Below are 18,173 nucleotides of genomic sequence, written 5' to 3' on the forward strand. Positions count from 1 at the left end.
GCGGGTCAAACTTAGTGTACGGAGGGCGAAGGGTTAATCTTTGTTATTCACAATGGGAAAATATTTATACACAGCCAATTCATCCTTGCAATTTGCGAGAAGCCAGGAAATTGTTTTTCCCGCTACAGGATGTATAAAGTCCGGAGCAATTTCATTCATAGGAGTCAGTACAAACCTGCGTTCGGCAATTCGCGGATGAGGGATCTGCAGATGTTTTTCATCGACGATGATGTCATTATAAAAAAGAATATCAATATCAATGGTGCGCGGCCCGTATCTTTCATTTCTGAAGCGCCCAAGGTCATTTTCAATAGCAAGAATGACCGGCAACAGCTCCTGCGAAGCCAGGGGGGTGTCGATCTCCAGAACCTGGTTAAGGAAATCCGGTTGCGGAATATCTCCCCATGCGGCAGTTTCGTACAAAGAGGAAGAATTTAGAATTTTACCGCACCTGGCACCGATCAGCTTCCGGGCCTGGGCCAGGTTTTCTGTTCTGTTTCCTAAATTGCCGCCTATCAGTAAATAAACCTGTTTCATTCAACCGTTCTCTTCCGGGCTGTCAAATATCATTATTTTTGCCAGATTAAATTTTACGTAGTGAGGAGTTTCTTTAAATATTTCTTTTCTGCACTTTTAGCCCTGATTGTTTTTTTCGGATTGCTTTTTATCATTTTCTCCGCTGGGGTAGGAATGTTGATGAGTTCTGAAAAAGTTACTATTCCAAGGAACTCTGTGTTCGTTTTAGATCTGTCAAGATCCTTTAATGACCGACAGATGGAAAACCCGATCCTCGAATTAACCGGCAGGCTGGAAGATAAAGTGCCGACACTTTCCCAATTGATCCGATTGATTCATGCAGCGGAAAAAGATTCTGCAATCCGGGGAATATATATTGTCGCAAGAGATAATAACAATGGTTTTGCATCAAGCGAAGAAATAAGAAATGCATTGATCAGTTTCAAACGGAGCGGAAAATTTATCGTCGCTTTCGGAGATTATCTTGATCAGAAAGGTTACTACGTTGCAAGCGTCGCTGACCAGGTGTATTGCCATCCTAAGGGAATGCTTGACTGGCGTGGGTTTTCAGTGGAGTATATGTTCTTCAAAAAAACACTTGATAAACTCGAAATAAAACCGCAGATTTTTTACGACGGAAAATTCAAAAGTGCGACTGAACCTTTCCGGGAAGAAAAAATGACGGATGCAAACAAGCTCCAAACCAATATTTGGCTTGGTGATATATATGGTCAGTTTCTTACGGGCGTTTCTCAATCACGAAAAGTAGATACTGCGCAATTACATCGGCTGGCAAATGAATTTGCTCTTCGTGATGCCGAAGCAGCAACAAAAAACAAATTGCTTGACGGCGGAAAATATGACGATGAAGTAAAATCGGTTCTCAAATCAAAACTGAAACTTGCTGATGATGATAAAATTTCTTTTGTTACTCCGGGTTCATACCTCGAATCTGGTGCATTAAAAAGAACATATAATTCAGATAGGATCGCTGTTGTATATGCTGAAGGTGAAATTGTATATGGTACTGGTGTTGATGGTCAGATTGGTTCTGATGAATATCTTGCTTTGCTGAGAAAGATCAGGTATACAAACGATATTAAAGCTGTTGTTTTAAGAATCAATTCACCAGGAGGAAGCAGTCTTGCCAGTGAAATCATCTGGAGAGAAATTGAGCTGATAAAAAAATCCGGAAAACCAGTCGTCGTGTCGATGGGTGATGTTGCAGCCAGTGGTGGTTATTATATGGCATGCAGTGCAGATTCTATTTTCGCGCAGCCGAATACGATCACCGGTTCCATTGGTGTGTTTGCTATGGTTCCAGACTTTTCTTCCTTCATGAAAAATAAACTTGGCGTTACATTCGATGGTGTTAAGACCGCAACATATGCTGATGCAATGACTGTTACAAGACCGCTGACTCCAAATGAAAAAGCAATCATTCAAAAAGAAGTCGATGATATTTATTCTGATTTCAAAACACGTGTGGCTGAAGGCAGAAAGAAAGACACCGCTTACATTGACAGCATTGCACAGGGTAGAGTATGGACCGGACAGCGCGCTTTAGGGCTTGGTTTGGTAGACAGAATGGGGAGCCTGGAAGATGCGATTGCCTGTGCCGCACGTCTCGCAAAAGTTTCAACATACTCTTTACGCGAATATCCGGAGCCCGTCTCACCATTCGATGCAATTTTCCGCAATATGGGAAAACAATACAAGACTGATCTCATTAAAGAAGAAATCGGTGAGGAAGAGTTCAAAGTGTTATCGCAGATCAGAAAGATCAAACAACAAACCGGTCAACCACTTGCCCGGATGGTTTTTGATTTCACCATCAGATAATCGCTTCGGTATTAATATTAAAAACATTTCTTTTGAATCTCAGGTTGATCAAACCCTTATTGATTGGTATCCTTGGTGTTTTATCAGTCGTCACCTTAATTTCTTTACTTCTTCCCAGCCAGGTGATGACTTCAAAGTGGGTACAGGTAGCCGCAGGAAAAGATACTATCCTGAATAATATCCGCGATCTGAATCAGTGGAAAGATTGGAACGGTTTGCTGACAAACGCCCGTGATATTCAGGTTGTGCAAAAAACATCCCTTACAGATACCGGTAGCCGCATTTTCTGGACAGATTTAAGAGATTATCACAATGAAATTCGTGTTACCGGAAACAATGAAAAAGGATTAGTTACTAACCTCTACATGGGCAACCAGCGACCGATGACATCAGGCTTCAGCGTTGAAAAAAGACATCCCGATTCTGTCCAGGTGGTTTGGTATATTGTTGAGAATCTCAAATGGTATCCCTGGGAAAAATTCTATGGCATGATGAGCGGAGACATGAAAGGACCCGTCATGCAGGAAAGCCTCTATCAGCTAAAGAAACGGTTGCAGACTCAGTGAGAAAAACTGCAACTCAAGGTTTATTGTTTAACGTTTAATGTAACACTTTCACCACCGTGATAAAATAACTACGCTGTACTTTCTTAACAGCAATTACAAATGTTATGGCAACATGTCTTTGTCTTGCACGTAAACCGTTTGCGGATCAGGCATGAATAATCCCATCTCAGAGTATAACGTTCAACGTTTAACGTTAAACGTTATACCCCCGGTGTTATCGTGTAATCCGGATCTTCCCTCCACCGTGATAAGAATGATATTCCCCATTGTACATTGCATCGGCACTGACAGGCCCTATCCTGAAAACACCTGGAGTTATGGCACGGACCGCATAATAATAGGTTTGCGTTTTTTCATCCAGGTCGACAAAGAAATGGATTCTGTCGTCACGAACGTCCAAAGCATCCGGTGATGATGCGCCTTTGATCCAATCCATTCCCGGTATTTCTTTTGTCCTTGGGTTTTCGATTTCAAAACCGGCAGGAAGAAGATCCGTAATTACAATGTTGTCTACTGGTGACGAATAGCTGTTTTCAAGCGTTATGCCGACAATGACCAACTGATTTTGTTCAAACTGGTTGCCGCTAATTTTCTTTCCATATCGATCATAGAATTGTCTGCGCACGCGTATGAATTTATCTTCTTCGATATAATTACCTGTTATATCCAGTCCTTCAGCTTCCCATGAATAATACAATTGGCCGGATCCTTTGGTGGCTATGTCAAATGATGCAGGCCCGCTAACTATTTTATCAGTAATTAACACAGTCTTATCTGAAATTGCGGCGATAAATTTATTAGCTGATTTTATTTCGCCGGTAATATTTCCTTTTGCACCATTTCTTGCAATTTTGCCTAGAGCCAGGAATGAAAAAGCCCGTTCCTGTGTACTCAGGTATCGCTGGGATTTCAAATAATCCTGAACATGTTTTGCCATCACCGGTATTTGTGCATTCGAAGGCTCCGTATCGACAAGCACAGACAAAGCCAATGCTTCATCACGCACAGGGGAATAAAAACTTCCTCCCGTTTGTGTCACTGAAACTTCACCCTGGAAAGATGATGGTAACAAGGATTCAAAACTTTTTCTGTTTCCGGACAATGCAAATGCTGCAGCAAGTGTATACCTGCCATCAAGGCTCAGCCAATCTGTATTTGATTTGTAATAATTCATTGTACCAGACTGGGGCTTACCTGCCAATGCGAGAACATACAAACTATAAGCAACTTCTTTCGGTGCAATTTTCTTTTGCTTATCGCGGTTGTAATAATAGTTGATGAACTGCCTGTTGCGTAATTTAAAAATCAGGTATTGGTATAATGTTTCAAGAAGTGATTTGTCAATTTCATAACCACTTCTGCTGGCTTCTGTAAGGAAGTGTGCAGCATACGCACTTGCCCACCAGTTCTCTTCACCTTCGCCATCCCACATCGTAAGGCCACCATTCTGCAATTGTCGCATTTTAATTTTCCTGATGGCTTCATTAATATTTCCGGCTGCAGCATTTGCTGAAGTTGTTTTTGTTTTCCCGATGTTGGACAAATCGGTATAGTATAGCTGAGGGAATGCCGCTGAAACTGTTTGCTCCGTACAACCATAAGGATACTGGATAAGGTAAGCCAGCTGGTCACTTATAGCAGTTACCGGATTCGAACTGATCATGAAACGATAATTGGTCGTGCCTGCAAGAAAGCGACTCATTGGCAGGTCTACTTTTTCCGATTTATTTCCCGCAATCGTTCCGCTGCCGGAAACTTTCTGCAATGTGGATGATGGTCTTACAGCAATGGGTATCTCTTCAAAAGCCTGAACACCTTTCCCACTGACTTCCACCCTCATTTTTGCAGTGTCCATTCTTGCTTCAGCATACACTTTATAATTCAATCTTACTTCACCGCCAGCAGGTACAGTTGTTTCCTGTTTTGGATCGCCGCTGACGCTTAATGGTCCTGTGAGTTTAACAATGGCGGCACCATTGATCGGGTTTTTCGTTGTATTAGTAATGGTAACGGGCAGGCTGATCGTGTCACCCGGACTTAGGAAACGCGGAAGGCCTGTACTGATCACCAATGGATCAGCAACACGCATCTGCTGTTCTGCACTTCCGAATGTTTCATCTTTGTATGCAACAGCCATCATTCGCAACGATCCGCTGAATCCTGGAATGGCAACATCAAATCTGGCTTCACCATTACTTCCGGTTTTTCGAATTCCACTCCAATAACTCACCACTTTTATACGGCCAGCCGGCATTGGATTCGTCCTCTTTTTCATTTCAATACCATCACCACCTGTGCTGCTGAGCCTTGCTCTTAACTCTGGGAAAAGCAACGGATAAAGATCGTAAGAGGTGGTTGTGAGTTTTCGTTTCTGATAAAACCAATGATAAGGGTCAGGCGTTTTCATATCAGTAACCTGCAATACTCCTTCATCAACTACCGCCAACGTTACCATTGCACCAGGAGTTGTGCTTACTGTTATCTGTTGCTTCGTTCGACTCCCGCTTGTGGCAACAGCATTTATTTTTACATCAAGTTTTCTCTCTTTTGATTGAACCGAAACCGATTGAATGCCATGTGCAACTGTCAATGGCAATTCCGAAACGCCATGAGATTTGAATAAGGTTGCCGTAATATAGACATTTGGTAAATGCTGGAACTGAAGAGGCAGCTCAACAGTTGCGGTACGCTCCTGTACATCGACATATTGCCAGGAAAGAATTCCATCATTTTCCAGGGATACCAGCATCTTTCCGTTGAATGGCGTTTTGAAAAGGAGTTTTGCTTTTTCACCAACCTGGTAGGTTTTTTTATCTGTTTCTATTTCTACCCGACCTTCCGGATCTACTTCAAATGCAGTTGCATTACCCCGGGAACCGTAGCTGTAAAATGATCTGCTTACATAGGTTGATCCACCGGGGACGAACACCCGAATTTCATAGTCGCCGGGTTGTTGAGGAGAGAAAGTGTAAAAGCTATTCTGCGTGTTTATTGAAATGGTTTCATCTTTCAGGATTTTATTTTCCTGTTGTGAGGTATACCTGAAATATCCGTCACTCCGGTTGAGGATGGTACGATAATCATGTTTTATAATCTGGATTTTTGCATTTGCCGCAACAGGTTTCCCATCTTTCTTTACTGCGATTAATGGAAATCGAACTGCCTGCTTTAGAGGATAGTAGTCGTACCCGTCATATCCAATTCCAAAATAAACATCCTGAGTATTGATGTCTACAGAGGTTGTCCTGCTCACAGGCCTGCCTGTTTCATCAAATACAGTTGAATAGAAAGTAGCTTCCAACAGGCCCATATTTTTATATATCGAGGGAATACTTATTCCGATGCTGGCTTTTCCATCATCATCTGTCTTCCCTTCTTTTACCACTTTGTCGAAAAAGTTTGTTTGATTGGTCAGCTGGAATGTGTAATTGTCGAACTGCTGCGGCCTGAATGTTTTCTGACTCAGCTGCATTTCATATTCGTAGTTGCGGTTGGCAGCTGGTGGGCCAAAGAGATTTACAGCGGTGATCTGCAAACTGGCCGAATCGCCAGGCATTAATACTGTCTGACTAACGGCAACGTCTACCTTAATTCTATCAGGTACAAACTCCTCCACACTGATTGTTTTTGTTCCCAGAAGAATATCGTTGCCACTGTAAACTTCCAGCCGGTAGGCTCCGGTATATGCTTCATAGGGAATAGGTACTGCTATTTCCGCAGAACCTTCGTCATTCAGCATTTTCCTGATATTCTTCATCTCCTTGCCATTCGGCATTACCAGCCTGAATCTGACTGGAATTTCACCCGGACTTTTCCACTGTTTATCACGAAGTACCAGTGACTGATGTATTTCTTCACCGGGGCGGTAGATATCTCGTTCACCATAAATAAAGGCATCCATTCCCGTTAGTGAAATCGATTTTCCATCGACATTGAATCTGCTGGTATTTACACGGGTAGACTGAAAAGGCAGATAGTTGAAGTCATCTGCAGTGGTGGCAATCAACATAGCTGGTTGAAATCCTGCATATTCTTTTCTGGTATAATTAATTTCAACAGCCCCTTGTGCATCAGTAGTTCCCATTCCCAATACCTGGTTGTTCGAACCGTATGCCGTTACCTGCACACCATTCATTGCATCAGCTGTTTTCAGTGAATTTGCAAAAACAACCAGTTTGTCACGACTTTCCTTTGCAATCAAACCGATATCCGATACCGCAAGAAACCTGCTGTCCCTGATCCAATAGTCGGTTGCGCTTCTGATCATGATATGATAAATTCCTTTGAAATCAGGCAATTTGTCTTCAGGATTGAAATGCAATAAATACCCTTCTCCTTTTTTAGGAAGGCTGCGGGTCTCAATCTCTTTTTCATAGATAATATCACCCGGTGTACCATCTGTTGATGAAGTTTCGTAGCCATAATATTCTTCGTCATCATAGTTACCTCTCTTGTCTGCCGGATAATATCCATATCGTTGCGCCGTCAACAGATTCGATGCATATATCTTTGAAATAATCAATTTTACCTTCGGGATATTGGTGATGCGGATATCAATATTTCTTTCACCTGATGCCATCATGTACACAGCTTTGGAACTACCAAAACTGATGTTTGGTTCGAGTTCACCAAATCCAACTTCTTCTTCATATTCATCTTTCAGAACACCACCCAGTATACCTCGCAAACCCTTGAGCAGTTTCACTGCGTAAGTTTCACTCGCTTTGAAATTCTCACCTGATATCTGCAATCCGTCTTCAGTTGTTTGTACCTGAAATCCTGTGGTTGGGTTTATCCTGACAAATGCTTTCAGGTCTTCGGATGCAATGGGCTGCGAAGTCAGGATATTCACGGTACCTGTAAGCCCATCATGTTGCGCTTCAACGCCACGAATTACAAGAACGAATGGCGATGGCACCTGCAATGTTTCTGTCAGAGCTTCACCCGTCGGATTTTTACCTTCATCGGGAATAAGGCCTTTCTCTAAATTGACTTTGATATTGTAATCTTTATCAGTTGCCGGAACATTGTTCAGTTGCAGTGAAACAAATCTCGTTGCTGTCGTATTCATGAAATTCAACTCCTGCAGTTTGTCATCAACAGTTACAGTCATTTTCTCTTTCAGCACAGCAGGAGAAATTGCATAATTAAATTCCAGATCGATTTTCGGAACTGCTTTCTGACTGCCTTGCTGTGAAAGTACCCAGCTCGCAGCTGCGTTCTGCAATTTCAATGGTGCTGTGTAAAAGCTGAGTGCTTCAGATTTTGCTACATTTTCAACTTCGCTGAATGCAAGTAAATCATTTCGTAATTCAGCTGTGTAATTGGTTGCGGGAGCAAATGGGGATGCTGGTGAAAAAACCAGCTGATCCGGGCTTTCCCAGCGGAATCGTCCTTTTATCGCAGGTTTGAAACTGATGAATTCGGTTGAATCCCACCGGTTAAGCAGGCTGTCGGGAACAAGAGGTTTGTCGAAGCGGAAATAAAGATTTCCCAGGGGTGGAATTTCATTTCGGGCATTCGTTTCAGTTAGTGATACAGTAGATCTGTTGCATGAAAATAGCGTGATTGTTGTCAGGATGACAAAAACCAGGGAAGAAAGCTGTCGCATAAAAGGGGAAGTCCGTTTGTGGAGAATCCAATATGAATTTAGATAAGTCCGGTTCATATTTTCATTTTCCCGGTAGAAAATATTTTGTTAATAGCGATTTCAAATCGGTTTTAAAACCATGGCTGATTATTCCAGGCTGAAAATCTTGTGTTTAACCGATTAAATAATTCAGGGAAGATCAACAATAATTTTAACATGGCGTTTTGCTTGCCTGAAAAAAAGGGATTTCGTATTTTAATGTCTTTCGTTTTCAACCAATGCCTCAGACCCGAACAATAATTTTTAGGCGGATCCTCCGTTGGACCTGGCGTGGCTTCCTGTCGGTAGGAGTTTTGTTTATTCTTTTCCTGATTCTCAATTTTATTTTTCCATTAAAAGATCAGGTCAGCTATTCAATTACTGTCGCAGATAAAAAAGGGGAGATCATACATGCTTTTCTGACGCCTGATGAGAAATGGAGGATGAAAACTGAAGCAGGGGAAATAACTTCCCAGCTAAAAAAAGCGATCCTGTATAAAGAAGATCGCTATTTCTATTATCACCCGGGTGTTAATCTTCTTGCGATTGTTCGTGCCGCTTTCAATAACGCTATTGGTAGTCACCCAACGTCAGGCGCAAGCACGATTACCATGCAGGTGGCCAGAATGATGGATCCGGGAAAAAGAAATTTAAAGAACAAGATCAAAGAATCATTTCGTGCGCTTCAACTCGAGTGGAAATATTCCAAAGATGAAATTCTGCTGATGTATCTCAATCGTGTTCCCTATGGAGGAAATATTGAAGGAGTGAAAGCAGCGTCCGTTATGTATTTCGGAAAACAGCCAGATCATCTTTCACTTGCGGAAATAACAGCACTATCAGTCATACCTAACCGACCAGTTTCTTTGGTGATGGGAAAGAGTAATGATAAAATTGTTGTTCAAAGAAATATCTGGCTGGAAAGATTTGGGAAGGAAAAGTTATTTCCTGCAGAAGCAATTGCTGATGCTATGGATGAGTCTCTCGAAGCCTGGCGCAGACCGCCGCCGCAGTTTATTCCGCATCTCGCAAATAGATTAAAATACAGCGGTGGACATAATATCGCTTCAACAATCGATTTCAATCTGCAGCAGAAGACTCAACAGATTGTGAGCGATTATGTACAGGAATTACTGTTGAAGAATATTCACAATGCTTCTGTGATCATTATGGATAATGAAACGCATGAAGTGTTGTCTTACATCGGCTCTGGAAACTTTTTTGATTCAACAGACGGTGGACAGGTGAATGGTGCAAGAGCAGTAAGGCAACCGGGAAGTACGCTCAAGCCATTGGTGTTTGGCCTTTGTATGGACCAGGGATTGATTACGCCAAAGACTGTGATCAATGATGTTCCCGTAAATTTCTCTGGCTATACTCCGGAGAATTATGACAAGCAATTTCATGGGCCTGTGACAGTTGAATATGCGCTCGAACGGTCGTTGAATATCCCTGCGGTAAAAGCGCTCAGTATGACTGGCCTGGAAAATGTTACATCGCGTCTTGCACTGATGGGATTTAATAAAATCAACCCGCGCAGCCAGGGGCTTGGCTTATCGCTTGTGTTGGGTGGTTGTGGTGTAACTCTGGAGCAGCTGACCGGAATGTACAGCTGTATAGCAAATAGTGGCGTTTATGCTGCACCGGTATATCTTGCTGGCAAGAAAACACAAAAAGGAACAAGGATTTTATCTGAAGGAACCAGTTTCATGATTTCGGAGATATTAAGCAAAGTAAATCGCCCGGATTTCCCTTTGAACTGGGATGCCACAGCAAAACTTCCTAAGATAGCCTGGAAAACGGGGACTTCTTATGGGAGGAGAGACGGATGGAGTATCGGGTATAACAAAAAGTACACAGTCGGCGTTTGGACAGGTAATTTTTCGGGGGAGGGAAATCCGGCGTTGAGTGGTGCAGATATAGCAACGCCTTTGTTATTCAGGATTTTTAACACACTCGATTATGATACTGACCGGGAATGGTATTCACCACCGCCGGGATGCGAACTAAGAATGATCTGTGCGGAAACGGGAAAGATTCCATCGGCACATTGCGGGAATATCATCATGGACTATTTTCTTCCTGGGGTATCGGCGACGGATACCTGTAATCATGTACAGGAAATTATGGTCAGTGCTGATGAACGAATCAGTTACTGCATGTCCTGCCGCCCCGAGTCGGGTTACAAAATGAAATTATTTCCATCGCTTTCACCGGAATTGCGTCATTTTTTGCAGAATGGACATGCGCCGGTGGTACAGATACCACCGCATAATCCTTCATGTGAACATGTGTTTTCCGGGAATGCACCACAGATACTTTCTCCTGTCAACGGTACCGAATACCTGATCAGCAAGGAAACGCCGGAGCCATTAATGCTGGAATGCAAAACAGGTAACGATGTGCAAAAAGTTTTCTGGTATATCGACAACCGGTATTACAAAACGGCCGATGCCGGTGCTGCTCAATTCTTTATGCCGGAAGAAGGTCCGGTAAAAATTTCCTGTACAGATGACAAGGGCCGCAACCGGGATGTTACAGTTATAGTGAAAAAGGTTGACTGGTGATAACCTGGCAGGTCTTTTAAACCTGGCAGGTCTTTGAAACCTCGCAGGTCTTAAACCTGGGAGGTTTAGACCCCCAAGGTTCACTTTCCCGGGAAATTTCTTCTTTTAATTTCGTGATTTTCGCAAGTGAAAATCCCATAGAAATGTTATCGATTGCCGGCTTGTGGAAAATTTATAATAAGCCTAACACCTTAATAATCGTTGTATATACTTTCTGCGATTCTTCTTCTGTAATGCAATACGGTGGTAAAATATAAACAGTATTTCCCAACGGCCGGAGCAGCACATTTCTTTCCAAAGAAAGCTTTGCAAATTTTTTTCCGATTGTATTCAGGTAATTGCCGGATGAAGATTCCAACTCAAACGCGAGGATCGTTCCTTGTACCCGAACATTTTGAATTTTTTTCTCAGTGAAAAAAACTGATTTCTTAAGCTGTTTTTCGAACTGCAAATGTTGATAATTAATTCTGCGGATTGCATCAAATGTCTCTGCTTTCATAATCAGATCCATACTCGCTAACGCAGACGCACAGGCGATGGGATTGGCAGTGAAGGAGTGGCCATGAAAAAGCGTTTTTGTTTTATCAGCACTGATATAGGCTGAATGAATTTCAGCGGTGCAAGCTGTAACTCCCATCGCCATCGTGCCACCCGTCAATCCTTTACTCAGACAAATAATATCGGGTTGAACGCTCAAATATTCTGAAGCAAAAAGCCTTCCTGTTCTTCCGAAACCCGTCATCACTTCATCAGCAATACAAAGGATTCTTTTTGATTTACAATATTCAAGCAATTGGTTCAATAATCGCTGCTCAGTCATGATCATACCTCCGGCGCCCTGAACAAGAGGTTCATAAATAAAACAAGCAGTTACTTCCCCGGTCTGTTCAATTCTATCGCAAACCGAATCGATATTTTCTTTGGTGGGTGCATCGATAAACTCAACATCAAAAAGATAATCCTGGAAAGCGAGTGTAAATACCCCTCGTTCACTCACACTCATTGCGCCGAATGTGTCGCCATGGTAGCTGTTTTTAAGCGCAATGATTTTAGATCTGCGGGGATTTTTTCCATCACCCAGGTTCCGCCAGTATTGAATGGCCATTTTCAGCGCAACTTCAACCGCGGTAGAACCATTATCAGAATAAAATATTTTTGACATTTTACCCGGCAGGACTTCCAGGAGTCGATCGGCCAGTCGCACTGCAGGCTCATGGGTAAATCCCGCAAAAATGACCTGTTCCAGTTGTAAAGCTTGCTCATATATTTTTTCTGCGATATACGGGTGCCCGTGACCATGAATGGTCACCCACCAGCTGCTGATGGCGTCGATAATTTTTTTGCCATTGGTATCGATTAGAATCGTTCCTTTGCCGCTCACAATCCCCAAAGGATCAACCATTTCTGCCTGCTGCGTGTAAGGGTGCCAGATTATTTCCCTGTCTTTTTGTATCAAATTGGCCATCATAGCGTCAAAGATATGGTTCGGAGATGCGGAACAGGTGCAACGGAACCTATAAATTGTTTGTCAGGAGCTATCAAGACATCAGGATGTTCAATCAGAAACAGGTAATCAAAGACTGCCAGAAAGGAAATGTATTGGCCCAGCGCCAGTTGTACGACCATTATGCCGAACAGATGTTTGGTGTCTGCTATCGCTATACCAAATCTTTTGAAGATGCTGAAGATGTGCTACAGGACGGGTTTATCCGGGTGTTCACCAATCTCCACCAATATCGTGGCGATGGCGAACTTGGTGCCTGGATCAGAAGGATCATGGTACATACTTCCATCAACTATCTGAAAAAAAATGTTCATTACCGAAAGGAAATGGTGTTTACTGAACCATCCTTGCACCCGGTATTGAACGACACGCCGGATATCCTTATCCAGGCGAAAGAACTTGCTGACCTGATCCGTCAGCTGCCGACCGGCTACCAAACCGTTTTTAACCTGTACGCAGTGGAAGGTTTTGCACACGCTGAAATTGGCAAAATCCTGGGTATTTCGGAGAATACTTCCCGTTCGCAATACATGCGGGCCAGGAATCTTTTGTCCGAATGGATTGAGAAAATTGATGAAGACAATAAAAAATCGGAAAAATATGCCCGATAACTCATTTGAAAAGAAAGTCAGCGATAAGCTCAATGATTTTGGGCTTTCTCCTACGCCCCGGGTTTGGGAAGGAGTTGAATCGCATCTCCATTCCCGGAAGAAAAAAGACAGGTGGATCCTGTGGTTATTTCTTGGTCTGTTGCTGATAGGGGGAGCAGGATACTTCATGTACAATTCTTCAGAACCAGGAATTGAAACCGGATTCCAGGCATCTGTAAAAGATGCTAACGGGCCAGGCAAATCGAATCCATCCGACAACTCAAACAATCAGAATGCAAATCCGATAGAATCAGACAACTCTACAAACGAAAGAGCTTCCAAGGAAGAAAAAAATTCATCCGCAAGATCAGATGAAATTACAGGTAAATCAAACCAGCCTGAAAACTCAATTACGATAGTCGATAAGTCTGATGACAATACGAAGTCTGAAAAATTATCAAGTAAAAGCACATATTCAAAACAAAAGAGAAATTCCGGCGGAAATAAGATCAGTGAGCTTAGAGAAGTAAACGTAGAAAAAGAGATGTCAAATGAATCATCCGCAGCTATTGTTCATGCGGGAGAACAACCTATAAAAAACAGCAACTCAGAAATCATTGATCAGAAAGATCAGGCCGCGGATTTATCGAACACAACAGAAAAGAAAAATGAAACCACAGCCGAACTGAAAAGGCCTGATTCTTTGTCTGATCAAAAAATTCCGATAAAAAAAGCAGAAACGGCTTCTGCAAAAAAGCTGAAAACAAAAGATCCTCAAAAAAAATGGCAATTTGGTGTTAGTGCAAATGTGGGATTGACAGGATTGCCTGAAAGTTTTACTGTTGCTACACAGAAATCTTTTGTTGCAGATAATCTCAGCGTTGGCAATTTCCCTGTAAGTCCGGCAGCACTACCAGCTTATTTCCCCTATAGCCAGGAACAATCCACAGGATGGGGTGCCGGTGTTTGGGCAAGAATAGATATTGGAAAAAAATCATCACTTTCAGCAGGCCTCTTATATCAATATTATTCCACTACAACAACGACAGGTTACCAGGCAAGCGGAAATATTTCCGTCAACAATGGTTACACCAATATGGCGCTCAGGAGTTACTACCTGCCGGGAACACTATCGGAATACCGTAACCGATATCATTTGTTGCAGGTTCCTTTGAACTACAGAATAACCTTTGGTAAGAGTAAATTACTTCCTCTTTCGCTGGTTGCAGGTTTGCAGCCGGGATATATCATGGGATCCAATGCACTTTTAAAAGATACTTCCGGTGTCTTGTACACCAACATCGGGAATTTCAATCGTTTCCAGCTCGGCGTTAACGGCGGCGTTCAATTGCGGCTGTTTAACAAATCAAAAATGCCGCTGGATATTGGTCCTGTGTTTCAATATCAGCTTACTGACGCATTCAGAAAAAATGTTGGCTACTCGGGCCACCTGCTCTTCGTAGGATTGCAGGCCGATTGGCAGATATTTAATCTGCAAAAGAAGCAACGACAGTAATATCGTTTTTGTCAGAGTACCAAACCGCTGTTTATGAAGAAAGAACTTTTCAGGATTTATCTGCCTGCAATCATTGCTATGTTTTTCTTCAGCTCCTGCCTGAAGGATCAGTGTACTCACACCTACAGTTTCTACACTCCGGAATATCGAACTGCTGATGAAGTCAGGGCCAACATAAAAAGCAATGATCCTGTTCCTGTAACAAAAGCAGGCAAACTCTACCTGCGCGGAAATTATATCTTCCTGAACGAACCAGATCGCGGAATACATGTATTTGATAACAGTAACCCTTACTCGCCGAAGAATGTGGCCTTTATTGATATACCGGGCAACATCGATCTTGCCGTAAAAGGAAATTATTTATATGCTGATGCTTACACTGACCTGGTGGTGATTGATATCACTAATCCTTTGGATGTAAAATTGAAAAATGTTAAAGAAGGTGTATTTCCTCAGCGATTTTATTCGACATTCTTTGCGCAGGATTCTTCACGCGTGATTGTTAACTGGAAAAGAAGAGATACCACTGTTGTTGCGACTTGCGGCAATGATGGTTTTTTCGGTATCAACCCAATGAAAACCGATGTTCTGGTGCTGAATTCAGGTTGTCCTAATTGTGCCAACGCAGATTTTTCAAATGGTAATTCTTCGCCGAATTCTCCCTACGGTATGGGGGGATCAATGGCCAGATTCACACTGATGAACAATAATCTATACACTGTATCCAATTCTCACCTTAATGTTTTTAATATCAGCAACGCAGAAGATCCGAATTTCAAAAAAGACATCATGTTGGGGTGGGATGTGGAAACTATTTATCCTTTCAAAGATAAATTGTTCATAGGCTCAATGAGCGGGATGTTTATTTACAGCGTCAGCAATCCTGATGAGCCACAGCAGTTAGGCACATTTTCGCATGCGCGTAGCTGTGACCCCGTAGTTGCTGACGATGATTTTGCTTATGTTACCTTAAGGTCCGGCACAGAGTGCCTAGGTTTTATCAATCAGCTGGATGTACTGGATATCAAGGATATCATGCAGCCTTCTCTGTTGAAAACATATCCACTTACAAATCCGCGTGGTTTGTCAAAAGATGGCAACTATCTTTTGATTTGCGATGGAGATGATGGCCTGAAAATATTTAACGCAACCGACCGTAACAATTTGGAGCTTCTCAGCACCATTTCATTAAAAGATACCTACGATGTAATTGCATGGAGAGGTGTTGCACTTGTTGTTGCACAGGATGGTCTGTACCAGTATGAATATTCTGATCCATCTGCTCCGAAACTGATCAGTAAAATTTCACTTTAATCCACATGAGAATTATACCGGGCTTTGTGTTTTTGCTGATAATTTCGCTTGTGGGAAAATCGCAGGATCAGAATTCTTCAAAGCCTGCTAAAAAAGTCAAAGTGAATTTCGCGAGTTACAACACGTTTAACCTGTTGCACAGTGTTGAGTCTGTTCATGCAGGATTGCAGACGGTGAATGGCGTCAGTATAAACAACACATTTATCGGCGCTGGTGTTGCGATCGATTGGTATGGTATGCGATCTGTTCCCATGTTCGCTGATTTCAGGCAGGTATTTAACCTTGGTCGAGCAACTTTCTTTGCTTATGGTGACATCGGATATAATGGCCCCTGGTATAAGAAAGAACCAGCAACGATGTGGGGGTATTCCCACCAAAGTACTGACGGTGGAATTTACTATGATATCGGTGCCGGCTACCTGATTCCTTTTCGGAAAAGAAATGCTATGATCCTGAGCGCAGGATATTCGGTGAAGGAAATGGCAAAATCATATCAGCAAGTTGGTTGGGGTTGGCCGACGGAAGAAGATCTTTACGAAAAATTTAATTACAAATACAGACGGCTGTCGGTGAAAATCGGCTGGCGGTTTTAATTTCGCCGCAATCCGCCAGGTATCCGATACTTGCAAGTATCGGATACCTGGGAGCTTTCACGAAGTTCAAAAGCCGTTTTGGATAAAACAAGTGAAAAATCTTTTATAACGTGGGTTTTTTCTGCTACGTCAGCAGTTTATTCTGTGCGATTTTTTCTACTGCGGATGCCATTCTTGAAATACGCGTTTCTTCTTTCTTAGCGTCAGATATCCAGTCGATATATTGTTTCTGTACAGCATCGCTGAATGCGAAGAAGTTTTTGTGAGCAATCGGCTCATCGCGCAGGCATTCGAGAAATTCAACGGGAACTTCTACAGGATCTGTATTGATGTAAAGCGTGATATGAACAGTATCGCCTGCCTCTCTTTTGATTTGTTTCCTGATTTCTTTTTTAACTGCAAAAAACATTTCGCCATCTTTCATTGGCATCAGGCTATAGGTAGGAAAAACATATCCGTCGATGGAACCCTTAACTTTCATCCAGCCAAATCCTTTTGACCTCGGTACTTTGATGCCTTTCAAACGAGCGAAAGTCCAACCGCCTTTGCCGTCGAATTTTTCGAGCTTTACCTTTTTATTGAATATGGGTTTTTCCATCATCTGTAATAAACCGAAGATTACGTTGTATTCCTGCGAGCTTTGTTCTTTTGATTGGCGAATGTTTAAATATTGCACGGAATTTTTCTTCCGTAAGTGCTTCCCAATCCTTCGTATTGAAGTTAAGAATTTCAGGGATGGGTGTGAACTGCGGCTCAGTAGTTTCTGTAGAAAAACGATTCCACGGACAGACTTCCTGACAGGTATCGCATCCAAACATCCAGTTGTTGAACCGTCCTTTTTGTTCTTCAGGTATCAGTGCATCCTTCAGTTCAATCGTAAAATAGGAAATGCATTTACTTCCATCAATTTCTTTGTTTGGAAGAATCGCATCTGTGGGACATGCATCAATACAACGTGTGCATGTGCCACAAAAATCTCCCGCAAAAGGATTATCGTAATCGAGGTCCAGGTCGAGTATCAAAGTGGCAATAAAAAAATAAGAACCATTCTTTTTTGTGATGATGTTTCCGTTCTTTCCGATCCATCCTAATCCGCTTTTTAATGCCCAGCTTCTTTCCAGCACCGGTGCTGAATCAACGAATCCCCGGCCCTGGACTTCACCAACCAGGTTATTAATATCAAGTAAGAGAGTTTTGAGTTTTTCCCGGATGACTTCATGATAATCATTTCCGTAAGCATAACGGGAAATCTTAGGCGAAGTTTTGTTTTGCTTTTCAGCCTGGTAATAGTTCATCATTAAAGTCACTACAGACTTTGCTCCCGGAACAAGAACACGCGGATCCACACGCTGTTCAAAATATCGCTCCATATAATTCATACTGCCCTGTCTTCCTTTATTTAGCCAGTTTTCCAGGCGCCTTGCGTCTTCGTCGAGCTTTTCTGCTTTTGCAATACCACAATAAGAAAAGCCCAGTTCAGAGGAACGTGTCTTTATATACCGGGTAATATGTGCAGTTATTGGCAAATGAAAAAAT

General features: G+C 42.4%; 12 protein-coding genes. 7 read left to right on the forward strand and 5 right to left on the reverse strand.

Features of this window, described 5'->3' with window-relative positions:
- Positions 1–33: 33 nt before the first annotated feature.
- On the reverse strand, positions 34–537 hold the full coding sequence (gene folK / locus P2W82_RS18470; RefSeq protein ID WP_336517409.1) for a 2-amino-4-hydroxy-6-hydroxymethyldihydropteridine diphosphokinase: 504 nt from the start codon (positions 535–537) through the stop codon (positions 34–36).
- 60 nt (positions 538–597) lie between these two features.
- Between folK and sppA the strand changes: the two genes are divergently transcribed.
- Positions 598–2,358 (forward strand): signal peptide peptidase SppA, encoded by a 1,761-nt coding sequence (gene sppA, locus P2W82_RS18475; RefSeq protein WP_336517410.1) that lies wholly within the window; start codon positions 598–600, stop codon positions 2,356–2,358.
- Between the two features lie 32 nt (positions 2,359–2,390).
- On the forward strand, positions 2,391–2,924 hold the full coding sequence (locus P2W82_RS18480; RefSeq protein ID WP_336517411.1) for a hypothetical protein: 534 nt from the start codon (positions 2,391–2,393) through the stop codon (positions 2,922–2,924).
- Between the two features lie 214 nt (positions 2,925–3,138).
- Here P2W82_RS18480 and P2W82_RS18485 read toward each other — a convergent pair whose 3' ends face one another.
- On the reverse strand, positions 3,139–8,535 hold the full coding sequence (locus P2W82_RS18485) for an alpha-2-macroglobulin family protein (RefSeq protein WP_336517412.1): 5,397 nt from the start codon (positions 8,533–8,535) through the stop codon (positions 3,139–3,141).
- A gap of 257 nt (positions 8,536–8,792) precedes the next feature.
- Here P2W82_RS18485 and pbpC point away from each other — a divergent pair, with 257 nt between their 5' ends.
- On the forward strand, positions 8,793–11,120 hold the full coding sequence (pbpC, locus tag P2W82_RS18490; protein WP_336517413.1) for a penicillin-binding protein 1C: 2,328 nt from the start codon (positions 8,793–8,795) through the stop codon (positions 11,118–11,120).
- A 172-nt stretch (positions 11,121–11,292) separates the two neighbouring features.
- Here pbpC and bioA read toward each other — a convergent pair whose 3' ends face one another.
- On the reverse strand, positions 11,293–12,588 hold the full coding sequence (bioA, locus tag P2W82_RS18495) for an adenosylmethionine--8-amino-7-oxononanoate transaminase (protein WP_336517414.1): 1,296 nt from the start codon (positions 12,586–12,588) through the stop codon (positions 11,293–11,295).
- Positions 12,589–12,671: 83 nt separating this feature from the next.
- On the opposite strand from bioA, the gene P2W82_RS18500 reads away from it, so the two are divergent.
- The 4 genes from P2W82_RS18500 to P2W82_RS18515 are packed head-to-tail and all read left to right on the forward strand — an operon-like array spanning position 12,672 to position 16,637.
- Positions 12,672–13,235 (forward strand): RNA polymerase sigma factor, encoded by a 564-nt coding sequence (locus tag P2W82_RS18500; protein WP_336517415.1) that lies wholly within the window; start codon positions 12,672–12,674, stop codon positions 13,233–13,235.
- The gene (locus tag P2W82_RS18505; protein WP_336517416.1) at positions 13,225–14,730 is read left to right on the forward strand and encodes an outer membrane beta-barrel protein; all 1,506 of its coding nucleotides are present in this window, start codon (positions 13,225–13,227) and stop codon (positions 14,728–14,730) included. The genes P2W82_RS18500 and P2W82_RS18505 overlap by 11 nt, the downstream gene beginning before the upstream one ends.
- A gap of 33 nt (positions 14,731–14,763) precedes the next feature.
- Positions 14,764–16,044 (forward strand): LVIVD repeat-containing protein, encoded by a 1,281-nt coding sequence (locus P2W82_RS18510; RefSeq protein WP_336517417.1) that lies wholly within the window; start codon positions 14,764–14,766, stop codon positions 16,042–16,044.
- A 5-nt stretch (positions 16,045–16,049) separates the two neighbouring features.
- Positions 16,050–16,637 carry a hypothetical protein gene (locus P2W82_RS18515; RefSeq protein WP_336517418.1) on the forward strand — a complete coding sequence of 196 codons (588 nt, stop codon included), beginning with the start codon at positions 16,050–16,052 and terminating at the stop codon, positions 16,635–16,637.
- A 124-nt stretch (positions 16,638–16,761) separates the two neighbouring features.
- Here the strand turns inward: P2W82_RS18515 and P2W82_RS18520 are convergent, their stop codons facing one another.
- Entirely contained in the window at positions 16,762–17,235 is a 474-nt protein-coding gene (locus P2W82_RS18520; RefSeq protein ID WP_336517419.1) for a YdeI/OmpD-associated family protein, read from the reverse strand.
- Positions 17,213–18,163, reverse strand: coding sequence for a tRNA epoxyqueuosine(34) reductase QueG (gene queG, locus P2W82_RS18525; protein WP_336517420.1), 951 nt, complete (start codon positions 18,161–18,163; stop codon positions 17,213–17,215). Before queG ends, P2W82_RS18520 begins: the two co-directional genes overlap by 23 nt.
- Positions 18,164–18,173 lie beyond the last annotated feature (10 nt).

Origin of the sequence: Pollutibacter soli (assembly GCA_029269725.1) — a bacterium.
GTDB lineage: Bacteria > Bacteroidota > Bacteroidia > Chitinophagales > Chitinophagaceae > Pollutibacter > Pollutibacter soli.